The sequence below is a fragment of the Stappia albiluteola genome (genome assembly GCF_014050225.1).
In the GTDB taxonomy this organism is placed as follows: Bacteria; Pseudomonadota; Alphaproteobacteria; order Rhizobiales; family Stappiaceae; genus Hongsoonwoonella; species Hongsoonwoonella albiluteola.
This window is the reverse complement of record NZ_JACFXV010000061.1, coordinates 55,468-75,216: the sequence shown is the minus strand read 5'-3', so window position 1 is coordinate 75,216 and position 19,749 is coordinate 55,468. Positions and strand designations below refer to the sequence as shown.

Sequence of the window (19,749 nt, the reverse complement as noted above, 5' to 3'; positions counted from 1 at the left end):
AAGCGTTTCCCGGAAGATTTGGCGCGGATCGTTCCACCAACAAGGCCCGCGCGCAAGCGCTTTATTTACTTGCACGTCAACGGAATCGATATTCACCATAACTTTCAATTTATTATTCTCATTCCGGATTGCCTGTGCGCCCCAATCCGTAGGCCCAGGCCCAGGCCAACCCCTGCTCCGTTGTGGTTCTTGGCTTGTATTCTGCGCCGATGAGGCCGCGATAGCCATTCGAATGAATGTGCTCGATGACATAGGGATAGTTGATTTCGCCGGCATCCGGCTCGCCGCGGTCCGGTACGGCGGCGATCTGGATGTGGCCGATATTGTGCCAATGGGCATCGAGGCGCGTGACGATGTCCCCCTGCAATATCTGGACATGATAGACGTCGAACAGGATCTTCACCGCCTTCGAACCTACCCGGTCGATGATCGACGATGCCTGCTCCACCGAACGAAGGAAGTAATGCGGCCGATCCCGACCGTTCAACGGTTCTATCAGCAGGGTGATGCCGGAGGCCTGCGCCTTCTCCGCCGCCCGGGAGAGGTTGGCGACGAAGGCGTCCTCGGCAGCCTCGCGGTCGGCGTCCTGCACCACACCCGCCATTACGTGGATCATCGGCACGCCGAGCGCCTGAGCATAGGAAAGCGCCTGCTGGAAATGCTCCTCGAAAGCCGCCTCCTGACCGGGGACCGCCGCCGTGCCGAACTCGCCTTTCGCCATGTCGCCCGGTTGAGTATTGATACCGGTCAGCTTGACCTGGGCCTTCTCCAGTGTCTCTGCGAGCGTCTCGATCGAGTGTTCATAGGGGAAATGGCACTCGACGCAGTCAAATCCTGCAGCCCTTGCTGCGGCGAAGCGGTCGAGAAACGGCATCTCCGTGAAAAGTAGCGATATGTTGGCCGTCAGCTGTAACACGCCTGCTCCTCCCCCTGCCCTTGCCCAAAGAGTAGCGGAAGCAGGCCCGATAACCAAGCCGAGCAGGCATCGCCTGGCGGCAAGGCGCTTGAAAAACCGGCACATTTGCCCGTAAACCCGACAAGCAACGCCTGCAGCCGCCCAATGGAACCGAAAGGGCCGAAGCGCACCCGATGACCGCAACCCTGCCTGTCTCAGCCTTCATCATTGCCCGCGACGAGGCAGATCGTATCGGCCGCGCCATCGATAGCGTGATCGATCTGGTCGACGAGGTGATCGTCGTCGACAGCGGCTCCACCGACGGCACGCCGGCCGTTGCCCAAGCGCGTGGCGCGCGGGTGGTCCATAACGACTGGCCGGGCTACGGACCGCAAAAGCGCTTCGCCGAGGAGCAGTGCCGCAATGACTGGCTGCTGAACCTGGACGCCGACGAAGCGGTGACGCCCGCGCTTGCAGAGGAAATCCGCCGGCTTTTCGATAGCCAAGAGATCAACCGCGCGGACTGCTGGCAGGTGGCGATCAAGGACATTTTCGCCCATGAATCGGCTCCCGCGCCCTGGGCCTACGGCTACATCCAGATCCGTCTTTATGATCGAGGGAAGGGCCGCTTCTCGGATTCGACGGTGCATGACACCGTACGTCCCGAAGCCGGCGCGCGCCTTGCGATGTTGAAAGGCGCCATGGAGCACCGCTCTATCCGCTCCATCGAATTTCAGCTGGAAAAGATGAACCGCTATTCGACCATGCAGGTGGCGGATCTCGGGGCTCGCGGGCGAAACCTGCCGCGCTGGCGACTGCTGAGCGAATTTCCGTTCGCGTTTTTCAAGGCTTATGTCGCCCGCCGCTATGCCCTTTATGGCTGGTGGGGATTGGTGATTGCGGTGAACTACGCCTATTCGCGCTTCCTGAGGGTCGCAAAAGCCTATGAGGCGGACCTGGGCCGCGCGAATTCAGGCGGCCGGCCTCCTGCCAAGGATGTCTGAGGCCGGATCGAGCCCCTTCTTCACCGGAAGCACGATCGTAAAGCAGCTTCCCTCGCCCGGGGTCGAGATGACGTCGATCCGCCCGCCATGGCGATTGACAATGATGTCGCGAACGATCGCAAGACCTTGCCCGGTACCTTCGCCCACGTCCTTGGTGGTGAAGAATGGATCGAAGATGCGGTCGACGATCGCGGATTCTATGCCGCAACCGCTGTCTTCCACTTCCACGATGATCGTGTCGCGATATTCGTGCCGCGTCCGCAAGGTCAGAAAGCCGCGCCCGCCCAGCGCGACCGCTTCCGATTTGCGCAGCGCATGCAATGCGTTCACGATCAGGTTGAGCCAGACCTGGTCGAGCTCACCGGCAAGCGCCTCGATAGATGGCAAGGACCGGTCGAGATCGAGATAGACATCGGCCACCTGCTTCAGGTCGCCCCGGCACAGGGTCGCCGCATTTTCCAGCGCTGCATTGACATCGCAGGATATGACCTCGCGCATGCCCGGATGGCTGACCCCGCGCATGGTGCGTACGATCCTCGCGATCTGCTCCATACCGGCAATCGCGTCCTGGATCGCGTCCGGCGCTTCCTTCAGGAGCGCTTCCACACGCTCATCGCCGGAAACGCCCCCGCCGGAAGCGCGCGCCATGAGGTCGGGCAGGATATCACGCAGGAAGGTGAGGTTGTCGGTGACGAACTGCACCGGCGTGTTGATCTCGTGAGCGATGCTGCTGGCGAGTTGTCCCAGTGCCTCGAGCTTCTGCCCCTGGCGGAACTTGGCCATTTGGAAATTGCGCTCGCGCTCGCTTTTCAGCCGAAGCGTCGCCTCGTGTCCCGCCTGCGCCATGACGCGAAAAAGGCGCGCATCCCGCTCCGAAGGGCGGCATCCCTCCGGCCATAGGCACAGGACGATGCTCGTCTCCCCGTCCACCAGATGGGAGCTGGCAAAGGCGGTCCTGCCGATCCGCGAAATCCCGCCTTCCCGCTCGTTCCAGAAGGAAAGAAGGGAGAGATCTTCAATCACTTCGAGAGGCTCATTGCTCAAGGAAGACAGCAAGCCGCTCAGGTCCGCTTCGAACACCACGGCATCCTGCCGGCTTATGGCTTCCACCAGATAGCCGGACACGCGCTTCAGCACGAGAAAGCAGGTTGCCGGCGGAAACGCGGCGGCAATGTCGCGCGCGACCGCTTCGGCGAAGCCCTGCGGCCCTTCTTCCTGGGTCAAGCGGCACAGAAGCTGCGCCAGGATATCCGCTTCCTCGCGAGGCGGAGCCACGATCGCCGCCGACGCGCGCGGCGCGGCATGACCGGCCGGCCTTGCATCCGATTGGCGAAAGTCGCTGTGCCTGATCAGCGGCGGAAAGTGCTGTCCGTGAATGCTGACTATTCTGCCCGACGTTGCCGCCATCTCGCCCTCTGCGCCCGATGCGGGGAAGACTAGGCGGCGGCAATTTCAATTCCCTTGGGCAAATGCTTAAAATTCGAACGAATGGGCGAATTTCTCCGCTCGCGATATCCGTTCGCAACGTTCTGTTAATGTTAATCTCAGCTGTGCAGGCCCCTGTCCCAAAAGTGGGATTTGGACAAGATCCCGGCTGTGAAATAACAGATTTCGAAGGGACATGGCGCTTCCCTGCCAAGGCAACCACCCCCATCCGGTTCCGGCAGTTACGCTTAACCCGTCAATGACAGCACCCCCAAGCACCGAATAAGGCGCGCCGCCCCCCGCAGCGCGCCTTTTCTTTTTCTTAAGCAAGAATACGTAGAATTACGACGCCTCGTCAGGCGTCGCCGCCCGGTCCGCGTAGCGCAAGATGGCTCGGGAAGGCGCTGTAGACCAGACGCATCAGGTCCGACTGACGGTTCGTTCTGGTCTTCTGGTAGATCCGCTTCAGGTAAGTGCGCGCCGACTGGACGGAAAGTTCGCAAGCCTCCGCCGCCTCCGTGACGCTGAGACCGAGGGCAAGCTGGCGCACAAGGGCCGCCTCGCTCCGCGTCAGCCTCAGCACCTGCCCGATCACGCTTGCGGATGGCGGATCGACACGTTGCGGATCGGTCATGATGACGACGATCTTGTCGCGGTCGTCGAACCGGCGCATCGTCACCGAAAAGGGATGGATCGCCTCCTTGCGGGCCAGGCCGAACTGGGTTTCGCCGCCACTTTCCAAAAGATCCCGGATGAGGGGCTCCAGGTCGATCGGCTTTCCGGTCTCCCCGGACAGTCGCAGGCGTCCGTCGCCGACCGTTCGCACGCTGTTTCCAGTGAGCATCATCTCGAGCGCCGCCGGATTGGCATAGTCCACATGCGCCTCGCCATCGATCACGAAGACACCTGCCGTCACCAGCTCGAAGGGCTTGAATTCCGCCTCCCCGGAGCTTGCGGCACGCGCCTGTTCGCGGTGTTCGAGTGCCTCCTTGATGCCCTTGACCAGGGCCTCGGGCGGACAGGGCTTGGTGAAGAACCGGAATACGCCCGCCTCGTTGATTGCGGCGGTCGCCACCGCAAGCTCGTTCGAACCGGTCAGCATGATCGCGGAGGCGTGGACGCCGCCGTCTCGCATCGCGGCGAGCAGGGAGATACCGTCCATCACCGGCATGCGCATGTCGCAGACGACGACGTCCGGCCTTTCACGGATTGCCGTTTCCAGCGCCACACGCGGGTCGCTTTCGAAATGCAGCTCCCATTTGACGCCGGTCGCGGCAAGGTGACGCTGCAGGGCGGTCAGGATCCGCACCTCGTCATCCACGAACATGATCCTGGGCCGCATCTGTGCCATCCCTCTGTCGACGCCGGCAAGCGGTGCGCCCGCCCAACGATTGCTACAGGCAAGGGTGGCAGGGGAAATTCATACACGCGCTTAACGAAGCCAAGCTTCGGTCACCTTGCTTAGGCTTTGGTTAATGCGTCGGGCGACGCGCGGCATCGCCCGCGGTGACAACCGCAAATGCCGGCGCTATAGAGCAGGGTCTTGCCGCACGGGGGTGCGGCGCCTGTCTCCGCCGCATCAAGGGATACGCTGCCGGCATGAGCGAAACCGCCTCGCGAATCGCAATCATCGGCGCGGGACCGGCCGCCTTGATCGCCGCCGACCGGCTCAGCCGCGACGGTCACGGCGTGGACATCTACGAACAAATGCCTTCCCCGGCTCGCAAATTCCTGATGGCTGGCCGTGGCGGGCTGAACCTCACCCATAGCGAGCCGAAAGAGGCTTTCCTTGCGCGCTACCGGGAAGCGCGACCGAACCTTGCTCCGGCAATCGAGGCCTTCGATGCCGACGCCTTGCGCGCATTCTGCGGGGAGCTCGGCGAAGACACTTTCGTCGGCACCAGTGGTCGCGTCTTTCCGATGTCGCTGAAAGCCTCGCCCCTGCTGCGCGCCCTCTTGAGACGCCTGCAGGAGAACGGCGCAAGGCTCTTCACGCGCCATCGCTGGATCGGATTCAGCGAAGACGGCGGCCTCGCCTTTGCCACTCCGGATGGCAAGAAGACGACTGGAAACCCCCTGGCGAGCCTCTTTGCACTGGGCGGGGCAAGCTGGGCGCGTCTTGGTTCGGATGCATCCTGGAGCGGGCCTTTCCGGGCACTGGGCATCGACATAGCCCCCTTCCGCCCCGCCAATAGCGGCTTTCTCGCCTCCTGGTCCCCTGTTTTCGCCGGCCGCTTCGCCGGCACGCCCCTGAAGCGGATCGCCATCACCTTCGGCGGGCAGCGCATCATGGGCGAAGCGATGATCACCGCGAACGGGCTTGAAGGCGGAGCCATCTATGCGCTGTCCGCAGAATTGCGCGATGCAATTGGCGATCGGCGATCGGCGGACCTGTCCATCGACCTGAGGCCGGATGTTTCCGAGGCGGAACTTGCCAAACGCCTCGCAGCCCCTCGCGGACGTCAAACGGCAAGCACTTTCCTGAGGAAGAAGGCCGGCCTTGCGCCGGTCGCCATAGGGCTGCTGCGCGAGGCCGGGCCATTGCCACAGGACGCCGGTATTCTCGCGCGCCGAATCAAGGCGATGCTCGTGACGCTGACGGGGACAGCGCCGATCGACCGGGCCATCTCAAGCGCAGGCGGCATCCGCTTCAACGAGATCGACGAGGATTTCATGCTGCTGCGCCGGCCAGGCGTCTTCGTTGCCGGGGAAATGCTCGATTGGGAGGCCCCGACCGGCGGCTACCTGCTGCAGGCCTGTTTCGCCACCGGCATCGCCGCGGCCCGCGGTATCGAAAAATGGATCGCAAGGGCCTGAAACGACAAAACCCCCGGTGGGAGGAACCGGGGGTTTTGTCGCAGTCAACGACCGGTCAGCGGCAGAAGCGCGCCTGGCCCGGACGGTAGAAATAATATCCGGTATTCGGATTGAAGGTCTGGTAGCGGGCCGAACAATATTGGTACCAGGCAGGGGTCCAGGGCGCCGGACGGGCGTAGTAGACCGGGGCAGGCTCCACGTAGACGGGTGCCGGTTCGTAGTAGTAGCGCGGCTGGGAAAGGGCGGAGCCGACCAGTGCACCGGCAACGAAGCCGCCGGCCGCCGCTGCTCCAGGCGTGTTATACCACTTCTTCGCCTCCGCCGGAGCAGATGCGGTGGTGATGACGGCACCGGCAACCAGCGCAACGGCCAGACCGGACATGGCAGCTTTCCTGAACATTTTCATTCCCCTCTGACTGGATTTCCTGACGGCCGGATATTTCGACCGCCGATGGTCAGAAGATAGGCAATGCCACGCCATGTTGATGTGACGGGTATCACGGGATGGCGGAAAACCGCTGCGATGCTCCTCCATTACGGGAGCGGTTGCGATTCGCCCTGCCAGCCCTTAAAGTACGGCCCGCCGGACGACCCTCCGGCAGACTACGGGCTTGCGAATTCGAACCCCGGTTAAGAAAGTTACAAACGGCTCCATCCTACCGCCGGGTCGGCGAGGAAATGCTGATACGAACTGCCTTTCCCGCTTCTGAATGACACGCTCGTGCAAGCAAACGCGCTATCCGTGCGCTTGCATACCTTTAGACCAGCGGGACAGGAGTTTCCCATGCGCCAGACAGGCACCCTTAAGTTCTTCAACCACGATCGTGGGTTCGGCTTCATCACGCCGAGCGAAGGCGGCAAGGACATTTTCGTTCACATCACTGCTTTCGAGCGCTCCGGCCTCGCCGTTCCGCCGGAAGGCACCACGCTTTCCTATGTTGCGGAAGAAGACCGTCGCGGCCGCGGTCCGCAGGCTGCCGAGCTGCAGCTCGCCTAAGTGACTTCGGGCGACATCGCCTGATACGCAAGTTTCGCCGCCGGATCCCTTCGGCGGCGTTTTTCATTCCCGCCACCTTTCGGTCCTGAAGCAACGCATTCATGTCGCAGACGGTCGACGTTCTGATCCTCGGCGCCGGCGCCGCCGGCCTGATGTGCGCCATAGAAGCAGGCAAGCGCGGCCGCAGCGTCCTCGTTATCGACCACGCACGCAGGCCGGCCGAGAAGATCCGCATCTCCGGCGGCGGGCGCTGCAACTTCACCAACATCCATTGCTCGCCGGTCAATTTCCTGTCTGCCAACCCGCGATTTGCGGTCTCCGCCCTCAAGCGCTACACGCCCGCCGATTTCCTGAAACTGGTCGAAAGCCACCGCATCGCCTGGCACGAAAAAACGCTCGGCCAACTCTTCTGCGACGATCGCTCGCAAGCCATCATCGATCTCCTGCTTGGCGAGGCGGAGCGTGCACGGGTCCGTTTCAGCCTCGCGACGGCCGTCTCCGACATTTCAAAGCCCGACGACCGCTTTCTGGTGGAGACTTCAACGGGACCTTGCCGGGCGACCTCCCTCGTCATTGCGACCGGCGGCCCTTCCATCCCGAAGATCGGCGCCACGGGTTTCGGCTACGACGTGGCGAGGCGCTTCGGGTTGAAGGTCATCTCCCCGCGCCCGGCCCTCGTTCCCCTGACCTTCGATGAGGCCTTGCGGGACAGGACGAAGCATCTTGCCGGCATTTCGGTCGACGCCGTGGTTTCGCATGGCAAGACGCGCTTTCGCGAAGGCCTGCTTTTCACCCATCGGGGCCTTTCCGGCCCCTCCGTGCTGCAGATTTCTTCCTACTGGCAGCCGGGCGACACCATCACCGTCAATCTTTCGCCGGATGAGAACGTCCTCGACCGCCTGAAAGTTGTGCGCAAGGAACAGCCGAGACAGGATCTGCGCACGGCACTCGCCGACCTGCTTCCCAAGCGGCTGGCGCAATTCGTTGCGGAACTGCACGGCCTCGGCGGGCGCCTCGCCGACCAGTCCGACAAGGCGCTGGCGAAAGCCGCCGACGCGATCGCGCGCTGGATCGTCAAACCGGTCGGCAGTGAAGGCTACCGAACGGCGGAAGTGACGCTCGGCGGCATCGATACCGACGAATTGTCATCTAAAACGATGGAAACGAGGCGGGTATCCGGTCTTTACTTCATTGGTGAAGTGGTTGATGTCACGGGGCACCTTGGCGGCTACAATTTCCAGTGGGCCTGGGCATCCGGCCACGCGGCGGGGCAGTTTGCCTGAGGACGGCAACCGGCCGCCGCCGGCAATACGCGGTTAGGCACGCATGAAGACGGGCGGTTCATGACCAAGACCACGATCCACGATGTGGCGGCGCGCGCCGGCGTCAGCCTCGCCACCGTAGACCGCGTGCTGAACCGCAGGCCGGGCGTCCGGCCGCAGACGATCGCCAAGGTCGAGGCCGCCGCACGCGAATTGAACTACAAGCCCGACCCCTATGCCGCAAGCCTTGCCAAGAAGCGCAGCGACCGCTTCCTGTTCCTGTTGCCCGAGGGCCGGAACCCTTTCATGCAGCAGCTTGCCCGCGAGGCGCACGAGACGGCCGAACGGGTGTTCATGGACCGCGTGCGCCTTTCCGTGCGCCATGTCGATACCTTCGACAAGGCCGCCCTTTCCCTGGCCCTTTCGCAGGTGAACCCGGCGGAGATCGAAGGTGTCGCCATCGTTGCGCAGGATGCGCCCGTCGTGCGTGCGGCAATCGATGCCCTCGCCGATCGCGGCGTGCATGTCGTCACCCTCATCTCGGACGTCGCAACGCGCGGCCGCGAGCATTTCGTGGGCATCGACAACGTGGCGGCGGGCCGTGTCGCCGGCCGCCTGATCGGCCGCTTCCTGCCGGAAGCCCCCGGCAAGGTGGCGCTCATCTGCGGCACGCTGGCGCTGACCGACCACGCCCAGCGCGTGGAAGGCTGCCGCTCGGTGCTCGCCGCCGATTTTCCTCACCTGGAAGTCCTGCCGATCCGCGAAGGGCGCGACGACGACGTGCTGACCCGCGAGGCCGCCACCGATCTGCTCAGGAAGAACAGCGATCTCGTCGGCCTTTACAATGTGGGCTCCGGCACGCGCGGCCTGATCGCGGCCCTCGAGGCGTGGCCGGCCGGGACCAAGCCGGTGACCATCGTCCACGAACTGACGCCCCATGCCCGTCAGGCACTGAGCGCGGGCCTGCTCGACGCGCTGATCTGCCAGGATCCGGGTCACGAGATTCGCAGTGCGGTGCGCGTGCTCAAGGCACTCGTCGACAAGGCGCCCATCGTCGAGGGGCAGGAGCGCATCCGCATCGAGATCTATATCCGCGAGAACCTGCCCTGAGCCTTGAAGATACCGGGTTTTGCCGGGCCTCCCGCATCATGCGCGTTGACGCGGCCGGCGCGGGGCAGCATATGTAGGGCCATGCGCCTCACTCAGCAAACCAACTACGCAGTACGTACGCTCATGTATTGTGCCGCGAATCCGGATCGGCCAAGCAAGGTGCCCGACATTGCCGCAAGCTTCGGTATGTCGGAAACGCATCTCTTCAAGATCATGAAGGTGCTGGTCGATGCCGGCCTGGTGACGACCACTCGCGGCCGCAACGGCGGCATCACGCTTGCCCGGCCGGCAGAACGCATCACGGTCGGCGAAGTGGTTCGTGCCGCGGAAGAAAATTTCCAGCTGGCCGAATGCTTCAATTCCGGCCGCCGGGATTGCCCGCTGATCCCGTCCTGCGGTTTCAACGGCCTGCTGCATGAGGCGCTGGAAGCCTTCATGAGCGTGCTGGACCAACACACGATCGCGGAACTGGCGGCGGACCGCTCCAATATCCGCGTCCTGCTGCAGATGGACGAGCCGGTCGGCGCCTTCGCCTGAAAGATCGGCGATCCCGGCCGGACAATGTTGCCCGGCCGGAACCACGTCCGCTCAAATCACTTCATTTCGGTCTCGACGGCGAAGGTGTCGCCCTCGACGCGCCAGAGCGCATAGGTACCGGGCACATCGCCGTTGGCGTCGAAATTATGGTCGCCGGCCGCACCCTTGTAATCGATAGCCGTGCCGGCCGCGATCAGCTCCTTGGCCTTCTTCCATTCGCCGGGCAGGATCGCCTCGCCTTCGCCGTTGGAAACCTCGCGCAGCGCCTCATGCACCTTGGCCTTGTCGCCACCGGCCTTTTCCAGCGCCAGTGCGGCAAGGAACGTGGCATCGTAGGAGGTGGTGACGAAGATGGCGTTCGGATCGCCGCCAATTGCCTTGAAGGCCGCGTTGAACGCTTCCAGCCCAGCCGACTGCTCGCCCACCGGCGAGGAGGCATAGAAGGTGCCGAGGTTCTCCGCACCGAGTTCTCGGATTGGCGCATCCGACTTCATGCCGTCGCCGCCGATGAAGGTCTCGAAGAAGCCGTTCTCCAGCGCCTGACGCAGGATCGTCAGTCCGGTGCCGTCGCCATAATCGAAGAGGACGAGCGTGTCGGCGCCGCCATCCGCAAGCTCGGCAAGGTTCGAGCGATAGGACGCCTTGCCGTCCTCATGCGCCGCAAAGCCGGCGATCTCGCCGCCCTTTTCCTCGAATTCCGCCTTGAAGGCTTCGGCGAGACCCTTGCCGTAATCGTTGTTGAGATAGGCGACGGCGACCTTCCCGGTGCCACGCTCAAGCAGCGTGCGAGCCAGGGCTCGGCCCTGATAGTCGTCGGACGGAACCGTGCGGAACACGGTGTCCTTGTCCGCAAGCTTGCTAATTTCCGGCGAAGTGCCCGACGGCGTGATCATGGTGATGCCGGCCGGGATCGTGACCGAATTGGCGGCCGCAAGCACGGCGCCGGAGCAATGCGGGCCGACCATCGCCGAAATGCCCTCGATGTTCACGGCCTTGGTGGCGGCATCGGTGGCGTTTTGCGGATTGCAGCCGCTGTCGCCGACGACGCCGACGAGGTTCTCGCCGGCAAGGAGGCCGCCCTGTTCGTTCACCTGCTGGATCGCGAGCTGGGCGGCATCGATCATCGCCGGGGCCATGGCCGCGATCGGGCCGGAAACGCCGCCGAGCAAGCCAATCTTCACGTCGGCGCTCGCCGGATGGGCCAACGCCGTCGCGCCGAGCAGGACGCCGACAAAGGCCAGACTGGATTTCCTCATTTTCAATCCTCCACCCTTCTTCGCGGCAGGACCTCGCTCCCGCCGCCTTGTGACTGCAATTCCCGGCGCAGTCTTAGCCGGAAGCCCGATGCGCTCAAGATCTTACTTAGCGGAATCTGTTGAGATTTCAGCCTCCCGCTGGCGCTCGGGGAGTATGCCTTCGGGACGGAAGCGCAACACCAGCTGCAGCATCAGCCCGATCAGGAAGACACGGATATATTTCGCCTTCACCGCCATTTCCGCCGGCAGGCGGTCGGTCAGGATCTCGGACATGGACCAGATGATCCACACGACCGCCACGCCAAGGATCGCGCCGCGATTGTTGCCCGAGCCGCCGAGGATCAGCATGATCCAGACGAGGAAGGTGGCGACCATCGGATCGATCGCCTCCGGCGTGATCGCACGGTTCAAATGCGCGAAGAGCGCACCGCCCAGCCCCATCAGCGCCGCGCCGAAGACAAAGGCTTCAAGCCGCCGGAACGGCACGTCCTTGCCCATCGCCCTGGCCGCGGTCTCGTTGTCGCGGATCGCCCGCATCATGCGCCCCCAGGGCGAAGCGATCTGCCGTTCGACCAGCAGATAGGCGGCCAGCAGCACCGCCGCGACGATCGCCAGATAGGCAAGCTGCGACTGCACGTAGGGAAGATCGCCGAAGGGCCGCGGGATATCCGTAATGCCGCGCGCCGAATTGGTCAGCCAGTCCTCCGACTTGATGACGAGGCGGATGATCTCGGCAACACCTATTGTCGCAATCGCAAGGTAGTCGGAACGAAAGCGCAGGCAGACCTTACCGATGGGCCATGCAATCGCCCCGGCAGCCACCATCGCCCCCAGCCAACCGATCACCACCGGCATTTCGAACCCGCCGATGCGCCCTTCGGCATAGGGCGAGGTCAGGATTGCCGAAACATAGGCGCCGACCGCGAAGAAGCCGGCGATGCCCGCATTGAAAAGCCCGGTGAAGCCCCACTGGATGTTCAGGCCGATCGCCAGCAGGGCATAGATGCCGATGAATATCGCCATGAAGACGGCGTAGTTCAGAAGCCCGATCCACTCCATTGCCGTCTCCTAAAGCACCTTGCCCCTGAGCAGCCCGGTCGGCCGCACCAAGAGCATGACGAGCAGGATGGCGAAGGCCATCGCCGCCTTGTATTCGCTCGGCAGCACGAGGACCGAGAGTTCCTCGGCGATGCCGACGACAAGGCCGCCGATGACCGCGCCCTCGATGCGCCCGACGCCGCCGAGAATGGCGGCGGCGAACATCGGCAGCAGCATCTGCCAGCCCATCAGCGATTTCAGCTCCGTGTTGAGCCCGAGGAAGTAGCCGGATGCCGCGCACAGTCCCCCGACGATGATCCAGGTGAGCGTGACGACCTTGCGGTTGTCGATGCCCGAAAGCAGCGCCAGGTCCGGATTGTCGGACATGGCCCGCATCGCCTTGCCCCATTTGGTGCGCAGCAGGAACAGTTGCAGCGCCAGCACGAGGCCGATCATCACCGCAACGGTGGCGATCTCCCGGTCCTTCAAGCGGATGCCCCACCAGTTCTCCGGCCGCGAGATGCCGCGCGTGTAGGACTCCGCATCGACGCCCCAGATCACCTGCACCAGCGAACGGATCATCAGCGCGACGCCGAGCGAGGCCATGACGGTGACGATCTTCGGCCGCTCCCGCAGGTAGTCGTAGAACAGGCGGTCCACGCCGACGGCGACACCTGCCGTGACGATCATCGCCACGGGCAAGGCTGCATAGACCGGCAGGCCGATCGCGCTCACCACAGCGAGCGCCAGGAACGCGCCCAGCGTGGCAAGATCGCCATGGGCCAGATGCGCATAGCGCAGGATGGCGAAGACGAGCGTGATGCCGACGGCGCCAAGCGCGTAGATCGAGCCGAGGACAATGCCGGGGACGAGGTAGAAATTGATGAGATCGAGCATGAACCTACCCGCCCAGAAACATTTCGGCGACCTCGCGGTCGGCCAGAAGTTCGGCACCCGTGCCTTCGTGGCGGTTGGCACCCTGTGCCAGCACGTAGCCGCGGTCGGCAAAGGCGAGCGCCTGCTTTGCGTGCTGCTCGACCAGCAGGATGGCAACGCCGCTGTCGCGCACGTCCCGGCAGATCTGGAAGATCTGCTCCATGTATTTCGGCGAAAGGCCGGCGGTCGGCTCGTCCAGAAGCAGGATCTTCGGCTCCAGCATCAAGGCACGGCCCATGGCCACCATCTGCCGCTGGCCGCCGGAAAGATTGCCGGCCAGTGCCTTCTGCCGCTCCTTCAGGTCCGGAAAGAGCGCGTAGACCCGGTCATAGGCGGCCGAAAGGTCGCCCTTGCGCAGGAAAGCGCCCATTTCCAGGTTCTCGTGCACGGTCATTTCGCGAAAGACGTTGTCCACCTGCGGCACGTAGCAGACGCCGGCCTCGACGATCCGGTTGGTCGCAAGGCCGGTGATGTCGCGCCCTTCGACCAGGATCGAGCCGCCCCGCACCTTGAGCAGCCCGAAGACCGCCTTCATCGCCGTCGACTTGCCGGCGCCGTTCGGGCCGACGATCACGACGATTTCCCTGGGCGCGACGACGAGCGATACGCCCAGCAGGATATCGGCGTCGCCGTAACCGCCGCGCACCTTGTCCATTGCCAGCAGGGCGCTCATGCGGCCTCGCCCGTCGTTTCGCCGAGATAGGCTTCAAGCACGCGCGGATCGGAGCGGACATGGGCGAAATCGCCCTCCACGAGCACCCGGCCCTCGGCCATGCAGATCACCGGGTCGCAAAGCTTTTCGATCATTTCCATGTCGTGCTCGATGAGGATGAAGGTGTAGCCGCGCTCGCGGTGCAGCGTGGCGATCTTTTCCTCGAGCTTTCTCAGCAATGTGCGATTGACGCCGGCGGCCGGCTCGTCGAGCAGCACGAGCTTTGCGTCCGTCATCATCGTGCGGCCAAGCTCGAGCAGCTTCTTCTGGCCGCCCGAGAGATTGCCGGCGCGCTCCTGCGCGAGATGGGAAAGTTCGAGGAAGCGAAGGGTCTCGTGCGCCCGCCGCTCGGTTTGCGCCTCGACGCCCTTCACCCGTCTCCACTGGAACCAGTTGGCGAACAGGCTTTCGCCGGCCTGTTGCGGCGGCACCATCATCAGGTTTTCAAGCACCGTCAGCCGATGGAACTCGTGCGGGATCTGGAAGGTGCGCACCAGGCCTTTGTGAAAGCGCCGGTCGCTGGCAAGCCCGGTAATGTCCTCGCCGCGATAGCGCACATGCCCGCTTGTGGGAAACAGCGCCCCGGCGATGATGTTGAAGAGCGTGGTCTTGCCTGCGCCATTCGGGCCGATCAGACCGGTGATCGTTCCCTCCTCCACCTTGAGCGAGCAGCGGTCGACGGCGCGAAAACCGCCAAAATCCATCACGAGGCTGTCCACCTCAAGCAACACGGCATCCCCCTCCCCAGATAGTCTTTTTTCAATCCTGCTTGCGCAGCACCGCCCTGACGGGCGCGGCATCGAGACCCTCCAGCTTCAAGGGCAGCGCAATCAACTCATAATCGCCGGCTTCCGCAAGGTGCAGGGCGAGGTTTTCAAGAATTCGCATGTCATGACGCAGGAATGCCATATGCGACGGCAGGTCCTTCGACGTCGCCGGATCCACCGACGGCACATCGACACCGACCAGCTTCACGCCGAAATCGTGAAGCATTGTGACCGTTTGCGGCGCCAGCGCCCGAAAGTCATCCCGCCACGCCATCGGATCGAGACGGTCCTCCAGCCGCAGCAGCACGCGCGGCGGCGTCCCCGCGAGCCGGCCCTCGATATCCCCCGGCATCAGCAGCGGGCCTTCGCCCCGCGCATCGATCAGCCGCGCCGGCCCTATGAAGTCTTCCACCGGCAGCTTGTCGATGGCGGCGCCATCCTCGCTATAGTGCAACGGCGCGTCCGCATGGGCGCCGCAATGGGCTGACATGGCGAAGGACGCCACATTGACCGGGCAGCCGGGGCCGATCTTGAACGTATCCCTGCGCGCATAGGGCTCGTCGCCCGGGAAGACCGCCATGCCGGTCCTGACCGGCGGCGTGATGTCGATGAAACGGCTCATCATTGCTCCTGAAGCGCGTTCAAAGATCCGCCCGCAGCGACCAGAGTTCGGGAAACAGCACCACGTCGAGCATGCGCTTGAGATAGGTGACGCCCGACGTCCCGCCCGTCCCGCGCTTGAAGCCGATCACCCGTTCCACGGTCGTGACGTGATTGAAGCGCCAGCGGCGGAAATAGTCCTCGAAATCGACCAGTTTCTCGGCGAGTTCGTAGAGTTGCCAGTACCGGACAGGATCGCGATAGACCTCGATCCAGGCCTGTCGCACGCTCTCGTCCTGCGCGTGCGGCCGGGTGACGTCCCGCTTCAGCACCGCCTGATCGACGGCAAAGCCCCTGCGCGCCAAAAGCCGCACCGCCTCGTCATAAAGGCTCGGCTCGCGCAGGATGCGTTCAAGCTCGCCGTGCACGTCCTTGAGGTGAGCGTGCGGGCGAAGCATGGCGGCATTCTTGTTGCCGGCGAGGAATTCGATCGCCCGGTACTGATAGGACTGGAAGCCGGAAGACTGGCCCAGCCGGTCGCGAAACTCGGAATACTCGGACGGCGTCATGGTGCGCAGCACCTGCCAGGCGGAGTTCAGCTGCTCGAATATGCGCGCGATCCGGGTCAGCATCTTGAAGGCCGGCTCAAGGTCGTCGGCGGCGATCCTGGCGCGGGCGGCGATCAGTTCATGGATGGCAAGCTTCATCCACAATTCGGAAGTCTGATGCTGGATGATGAACAGCATCTCGTCATGCGCCGACGAGATCGGCACCTGCGCGCCCAGCAATCGGTCGAGGGCGAGATAATCGCCGTAGGACATGCGGCCGTCGAAAGCCATCTCGGCACCGTCGTCCTGCGGATCATAAGGCGTAAGCGGCCCGCTCATGTGACCTTCGCCCTCCTGTGATACTTCTCCTGGTCCCAGGCTTTCGCGGCAACGATTTCGCCCAGGATTTCCGCCGCTCGCAACACGTCCGCATGAGAAAGGTAGAGCGGCGTAAAGCCGAAGCGGACGATGTCGGGAGCCCGGAAATCGCCGATCACGCCCCGATCGATCAGCGCCTGCATCAAAGGATAGCCGTAAGCGCAGGAAAACGACACCTGGCTGCCACGCCCGGTGAAATCGTGGGGGCCGGTGAAGACGAGATCCGGCGCGCGCGCCTCCACCTCTGCGATGAAGAGCCTGCAGAGGCTGATCGACTTCGCCCTGACCGCCTCCATGTCGACATCGGCGAAGACGTCGAGAGCGGCGTCCAGCGCGGCAAGCGACAGGACCGGCGGCGTGCCGACCCGCATGCGGTCGACGCCTGCGGCCGGCCGGTAGTCGAGATCGAAGGCGAAGGGTGCCGCATGCCCCATCCAGCCGGACAAGGGCGGCGTGACGCTGCCTTGATGCTTCGGCGCGACATAAAGGAATGCCGGGGCGCCCGGCCCGCCATTCAGGTACTTGTAGCCGCAACCGACGGCGAAATCGGCCCCCGCGCCCTGAAGATCGACCGGAAGCGCGCCGGCGGAATGGGCAAGGTCCCAGATCGCCAGGCTGCCGGCGGAATGCGCCTTCGCCGTGAGTGTCGCCATGTCGTGGCGCCGGCCGGTCCGGTAATCGACCTCCGTCAGCATCACGACGGCCACGGTCTCGTCTATCGCCGCCTCCACGTCTTCCGGCGCGACGACCCGCAACTCGTGCCCCCTGTCGAGCAGGTCGCGCAGACCTTGCGCCATATAGAGGTCGGTCGGGAAATTGCCGCTGTCGGACAGGATCACCCTGCGGTCCGGCCGCAGCTGCAAGGCTGCCGCCAGAACCTTGAAAAGATTGACGGACGTGGAGTCGGTCGCGACCACCGTTCCCGGCTCCGCACCGATCAGACGGGCAACCTTGCCGCCGACGCGGGCAGGAAGGTCGATCCAGTCATGATCGTTCCAGCCGCGAATGAGGCTTTTGCCCCACTCCTTCGCCACCACTTCCGCAATGCGTGGCGCAACCGCCTTCGGCAGGGGCCCAAGCGAGTTGCCGTCCAGATAGATCACCCCGTCCGGAATATCGAAGGCCTCGCGCTTGTGCCTCAGCGGATCGTCGCGGTCGAGCGCCGCGACATCCAAACCTGCACCTTGCCTCATGCGCTGCCGACTCCCCTGCAATCATGCTGCCGCGGACTGTATCAAGTGCGGCGAGGTCGCTCTACAGGCAACAGAGACCGGCGCGGGGATCCGACGTAGAGAGCAAGCGACACGGATTTTCCCGTTTGCGTCATCTGGCAAGCGCGCTGATGACGGTGGGCGCGGCGCAAGGCATAGTCGCGCCGGGCGATGCGAATTCGCCGGGAGGAAACCTTGTTCATCAGCGTGTTCGATATTTTCAAGATCGGGATCGGTCCGTCGTCTTCGCACACGATGGGGCCGATGGTGGCGGCCGGCCGCTTCCTCGCTCTGCTGCGCGATAATCATGTGCCGGCAAAGCGCATCATCGTTTCGCTGCACGGTTCGCTGGCCTTCACCGGCAAGGGCCACGCGACCGACCGGGCCGTGCTTTTGGGCCTGCTTGGCCACCTGCCGGCGACGATCGACCCGGACCGCGCGGAAGAAGACCTGACCGCGCTCTCCGACACGAAAATCCTCGCCGTCGAAGGCGTGGGCCGGATCGCCTTCGATCCGCAGGCCGACCTGCTCTTCGACTACGGCCCGCCGCTGGCAGGGCACGCCAACGGCCTGATCCTGCGCGCCTATGACGGCGAAGGCCGGCCGCTGGCCGAGGAGACCTATTATTCGATCGGCGGTGGCTTCGTGCTGACGGAAGCGGAGCTTGCCGAAAAGGACGGCGGCTTCGGCGTGGCGGAGGAGGAGACCGTCCCCTTCCCGTTTCGCAATGCCAGGGAAATGCTGGCCATGGGCCGCGACAGCGGCAAGTCGGTCGCCGAGATGAAGCGGGCGAATGAGGAGCTGCGCCATCCAGCCCGCGACATCGACGCCGGTGTCGATGCGATCTGGGAGGCCATGGACAGTTGCATCCGTCGCGGCCTCTCGGTCGAGGGCCAGTTGCCTGGCGGGCTGAAGGTGAAGCGGCGCGCCTCGGCGATCCACAAGAAGCTGCAGGCCGAGGCCGGCAAGAACCGCGCCTTCGAGCACACGGTGATGGACTGGCTTGCCGTCTATGCCATGGCGGTGAACGAGGAGAACGCTGCCGGCGGGCGCATCGTCACCGCCCCCACCAACGGCGCGGCCGGCGTCGTGCCGGCGGTGATCCGCTATTATCTCAGCCATTGCCCGGACTGCAACCAGACCGGTATCCGGACCTTCCTGCTGACGGCCGCCGCGATCGGCGGGATCATCAAGGCCAATGCCTCGATATCGGGCGCGGAGGTCGGCTGCCAGGGCGAGGTCGGCTCAGCCTCGGCCATGGCCGCCGCCGGCCTTTGCGCGGCCCTCGGCGGCAGCAACGAGCAGATCGAGAATGCGGCGGAAATCGCCCTCGAACACCACCTCGGCATGACCTGCGATCCGGTCGGCGGGCTGGTGCAGGTGCCCTGCATCGAGCGCAATGCACTCGGCGCCGTCAAGGCGGTGACGGCCGCCTCGCTGGCGCTTCGCGGCGACGGAACCCATTTCGTGCCGCTGGACAGCTGCATCGAGACCATGCGCCAGACCGGCCTCGACATGACCGACAAGTACAAGGAGACGTCGAAGGGCGGGCTCGCGGTCAATGTGGTGGAATGCTAGGGTCAGGACTCATTAATTTGACTGGAATGGCGTTCGAGATGACGAGAGATGGAAGGAAAAGCTGGAAGAGCGGGGGTTATTCCCCCGGTCGAGGGCTTTGACGCGGCAGCTCGAAGTCAGCTCGATCGTCCTTTGGATCGGGCGGATCCGCACGGGCTACTTTGTCGCAAACCCTTGCAAGGCTTTAGCCTTACTGTGGGCTTGCTCCTCGTATCCGCACAAATCCGCTCCGACCATTTCAGCCCAATTAATGAGTCCTGACCCTAGGAGCCTTGCCGGCCACTATCGCATCGAACAGGCCGATGAAAATCGCTGCGATGACAGTGCAAGTATCAAATCTGCTGCACGAATATCCATCCAAGTAAAAAATGCCTACACGGTCGCAAGCCGCGGGCGGCTCAAGAAAGTTCTGCTTAAATCTTTCGCCGACCGTAATCGAATGAATGCTTCAATTCGGCGCGATGGATTTCGGCCTCAGATATAAAAACAAGAAACAAAATGAGATATCCAAGATATTATTTATTTAATACATTATATATTAATGCAATATATGAGATATCAGTTATTTTACGTAGAGGATTTTCGATTTCATGTGCAAGTATATAATATCATACCGGAATCTGACTTAGAGTTTATTTAATAAATTGCACCGATCATCCGCCAAAACACGCGGAGGAA

19 protein-coding genes are annotated in these 19,749 nt (G+C 63.5%); 7 read left to right on the top strand and 12 right to left on the bottom strand.

Features of this window, described 5'->3' with window-relative positions; all coding sequences use genetic code 11:
• Nucleotides 1–118: 118 nt before the first annotated feature.
• Nucleotides 119–916 (bottom strand): hydroxypyruvate isomerase family protein, encoded by a 798-nt coding sequence (locus tag H2509_RS14360; RefSeq protein WP_182166417.1) that lies wholly within the window; start codon nucleotides 914–916, stop codon nucleotides 119–121.
• Nucleotides 917–1,089: 173 nt separating this feature from the next.
• Here H2509_RS14360 and H2509_RS14355 point away from each other — a divergent pair, with 173 nt between their 5' ends.
• Nucleotides 1,090–1,899 (top strand): glycosyltransferase family 2 protein, encoded by an 810-nt coding sequence (locus H2509_RS14355; RefSeq protein WP_182166415.1) that lies wholly within the window; start codon nucleotides 1,090–1,092, stop codon nucleotides 1,897–1,899.
• Here the strand turns inward: H2509_RS14355 and H2509_RS14350 are convergent.
• Nucleotides 1,867–3,306, bottom strand: a complete 1,440-nt coding sequence (locus H2509_RS14350; protein WP_182166413.1) for an ATP-binding protein — start codon at nucleotides 3,304–3,306, stop codon at nucleotides 1,867–1,869. The genes H2509_RS14355 and H2509_RS14350 overlap by 33 nt on opposite strands.
• A 373-nt stretch (nucleotides 3,307–3,679) precedes the next feature.
• On the bottom strand, nucleotides 3,680–4,666 hold the full coding sequence (locus H2509_RS14345; RefSeq protein ID WP_182166411.1) for a response regulator: 987 nt from the start codon (nucleotides 4,664–4,666) through the stop codon (nucleotides 3,680–3,682).
• A gap of 257 nt (nucleotides 4,667–4,923) precedes the next feature.
• Here H2509_RS14345 and H2509_RS14340 point away from each other — a divergent pair, with 257 nt between their 5' ends.
• A complete protein-coding gene (locus H2509_RS14340; RefSeq protein WP_182166409.1) occupies nucleotides 4,924–6,141 on the top strand; it encodes a TIGR03862 family flavoprotein in 1,218 nt (405 codons plus the stop codon).
• A 55-nt stretch (nucleotides 6,142–6,196) separates the two neighbouring features.
• Here the strand turns inward: H2509_RS14340 and H2509_RS14335 are convergent, their stop codons facing one another.
• Nucleotides 6,197–6,523 carry a BA14K family protein gene (locus tag H2509_RS14335; RefSeq protein ID WP_235974960.1) on the bottom strand — a complete coding sequence of 109 codons (327 nt, stop codon included), beginning with the start codon at nucleotides 6,521–6,523 and terminating at the stop codon, nucleotides 6,197–6,199.
• 402 nt (nucleotides 6,524–6,925) lie between these two features.
• Between H2509_RS14335 and H2509_RS14330 the strand changes: the two genes are divergently transcribed.
• From H2509_RS14330 to rirA, 4 genes are all read left to right on the top strand, one after another.
• Complete coding sequence (locus H2509_RS14330; RefSeq protein ID WP_182166405.1) at nucleotides 6,926–7,138, top strand: cold-shock protein; 213 nt, start codon at nucleotides 6,926–6,928, stop codon at nucleotides 7,136–7,138.
• A gap of 101 nt (nucleotides 7,139–7,239) precedes the next feature.
• On the top strand, nucleotides 7,240–8,421 hold the full coding sequence (locus H2509_RS14325; protein ID WP_182166403.1) for a BaiN/RdsA family NAD(P)/FAD-dependent oxidoreductase: 1,182 nt from the start codon (nucleotides 7,240–7,242) through the stop codon (nucleotides 8,419–8,421).
• Nucleotides 8,422–8,481: 60 nt separating this feature from the next.
• On the top strand, nucleotides 8,482–9,510 hold the full coding sequence (locus H2509_RS14320) for a LacI family DNA-binding transcriptional regulator (RefSeq protein WP_182166401.1): 1,029 nt from the start codon (nucleotides 8,482–8,484) through the stop codon (nucleotides 9,508–9,510).
• An 81-nt stretch (nucleotides 9,511–9,591) separates the two neighbouring features.
• Nucleotides 9,592–10,047, top strand: coding sequence for an iron-responsive transcriptional regulator RirA (rirA, locus tag H2509_RS14315; RefSeq protein ID WP_182166399.1), 456 nt, complete (start codon nucleotides 9,592–9,594; stop codon nucleotides 10,045–10,047).
• Nucleotides 10,048–10,103: 56 nt separating this feature from the next.
• Here rirA and H2509_RS14310 read toward each other — a convergent pair whose 3' ends face one another.
• The 8 genes from H2509_RS14310 to kynU form a co-directional block, all read right to left on the bottom strand.
• Nucleotides 10,104–11,303: an ABC transporter substrate-binding protein gene (locus H2509_RS14310; RefSeq protein WP_182166397.1), complete on the bottom strand. Its 1,200-nt coding sequence runs from the start codon at nucleotides 11,301–11,303 to the stop codon at nucleotides 10,104–10,106.
• 102 nt (nucleotides 11,304–11,405) lie between these two features.
• Entirely contained in the window at nucleotides 11,406–12,362 is a 957-nt protein-coding gene (locus H2509_RS14305) for a branched-chain amino acid ABC transporter permease (protein WP_182166395.1), read from the bottom strand.
• 9 nt (nucleotides 12,363–12,371) lie between these two features.
• Nucleotides 12,372–13,238 (bottom strand): branched-chain amino acid ABC transporter permease, encoded by an 867-nt coding sequence (locus H2509_RS14300; protein WP_182166393.1) that lies wholly within the window; start codon nucleotides 13,236–13,238, stop codon nucleotides 12,372–12,374.
• A 4-nt stretch (nucleotides 13,239–13,242) separates the two neighbouring features.
• The gene (locus tag H2509_RS14295) at nucleotides 13,243–13,950 is read right to left on the bottom strand and encodes an ABC transporter ATP-binding protein (protein ID WP_182166391.1); all 708 of its coding nucleotides are present in this window, start codon (nucleotides 13,948–13,950) and stop codon (nucleotides 13,243–13,245) included.
• Nucleotides 13,947–14,717 carry an ABC transporter ATP-binding protein gene (locus H2509_RS14290; protein WP_182166516.1) on the bottom strand — a complete coding sequence of 257 codons (771 nt, stop codon included), beginning with the start codon at nucleotides 14,715–14,717 and terminating at the stop codon, nucleotides 13,947–13,949. The genes H2509_RS14295 and H2509_RS14290 overlap by 4 nt, the downstream gene beginning before the upstream one ends.
• A 31-nt stretch (nucleotides 14,718–14,748) precedes the next feature.
• Complete coding sequence (gene kynB / locus H2509_RS14285) at nucleotides 14,749–15,378, bottom strand: arylformamidase (protein WP_182166389.1); 630 nt, start codon at nucleotides 15,376–15,378, stop codon at nucleotides 14,749–14,751.
• 19 nt (nucleotides 15,379–15,397) lie between these two features.
• Nucleotides 15,398–16,243 carry a tryptophan 2,3-dioxygenase gene (gene kynA / locus H2509_RS14280; RefSeq protein ID WP_182166387.1) on the bottom strand — a complete coding sequence of 282 codons (846 nt, stop codon included), beginning with the start codon at nucleotides 16,241–16,243 and terminating at the stop codon, nucleotides 15,398–15,400.
• Nucleotides 16,240–17,475, bottom strand: a complete 1,236-nt coding sequence (kynU, locus tag H2509_RS14275; protein WP_182166385.1) for a kynureninase — start codon at nucleotides 17,473–17,475, stop codon at nucleotides 16,240–16,242. Before kynU ends, kynA begins: the two co-directional genes overlap by 4 nt.
• Before the next feature lie 213 nt (nucleotides 17,476–17,688).
• Between kynU and H2509_RS14270 the strand changes: the two genes are divergently transcribed.
• Nucleotides 17,689–19,071: an L-serine ammonia-lyase gene (locus H2509_RS14270; RefSeq protein WP_182166383.1), complete on the top strand. Its 1,383-nt coding sequence runs from the start codon at nucleotides 17,689–17,691 to the stop codon at nucleotides 19,069–19,071.
• Nucleotides 19,072–19,749 lie beyond the last annotated feature (678 nt).

Bases quoted from the DNA above. Each gene is read 5' to 3' on its own strand.
- H2509_RS14330 (WP_182166405.1), top strand. From the start codon at position 6,926: ATGCGCCAGACAGGCACCCTTAAGTTCTTCAACCACGATCGTGGGTTC.
- H2509_RS14335 (WP_235974960.1), bottom strand. From the start codon at position 6,523: ATGTCCGGTCTGGCCGTTGCGCTGGTTGCCGGTGCCGTCATCACCACC.
- H2509_RS14305 (WP_182166395.1), bottom strand. From the start codon at position 12,362: ATGGAGTGGATCGGGCTTCTGAACTACGCCGTCTTCATGGCGATATTC.
- rirA (WP_182166399.1), top strand. From the start codon at position 9,592: ATGCGCCTCACTCAGCAAACCAACTACGCAGTACGTACGCTCATGTAT.
- H2509_RS14355 (WP_182166415.1), top strand. From the start codon at position 1,090: ATGACCGCAACCCTGCCTGTCTCAGCCTTCATCATTGCCCGCGACGAG.
- H2509_RS14320 (WP_182166401.1), top strand. From the start codon at position 8,482: ATGACCAAGACCACGATCCACGATGTGGCGGCGCGCGCCGGCGTCAGC.
- kynB (WP_182166389.1), bottom strand. From the start codon at position 15,378: ATGAGCCGTTTCATCGACATCACGCCGCCGGTCAGGACCGGCATGGCG.
- kynA (WP_182166387.1), bottom strand. From the start codon at position 16,243: ATGAGCGGGCCGCTTACGCCTTATGATCCGCAGGACGACGGTGCCGAG.
- H2509_RS14345 (WP_182166411.1), bottom strand. From the start codon at position 4,666: ATGCGGCCCAGGATCATGTTCGTGGATGACGAGGTGCGGATCCTGACC.
- kynU (WP_182166385.1), bottom strand. From the start codon at position 17,475: ATGAGGCAAGGTGCAGGTTTGGATGTCGCGGCGCTCGACCGCGACGAT.
- H2509_RS14300 (WP_182166393.1), bottom strand. From the start codon at position 13,238: ATGCTCGATCTCATCAATTTCTACCTCGTCCCCGGCATTGTCCTCGGC.
- H2509_RS14350 (WP_182166413.1), bottom strand. From the start codon at position 3,306: ATGGCGGCAACGTCGGGCAGAATAGTCAGCATTCACGGACAGCACTTT.
- H2509_RS14340 (WP_182166409.1), top strand. From the start codon at position 4,924: ATGAGCGAAACCGCCTCGCGAATCGCAATCATCGGCGCGGGACCGGCC.
- H2509_RS14325 (WP_182166403.1), top strand. From the start codon at position 7,240: ATGTCGCAGACGGTCGACGTTCTGATCCTCGGCGCCGGCGCCGCCGGC.
- H2509_RS14310 (WP_182166397.1), bottom strand. From the start codon at position 11,303: ATGAGGAAATCCAGTCTGGCCTTTGTCGGCGTCCTGCTCGGCGCGACG.
- H2509_RS14295 (WP_182166391.1), bottom strand. From the start codon at position 13,950: ATGAGCGCCCTGCTGGCAATGGACAAGGTGCGCGGCGGTTACGGCGAC.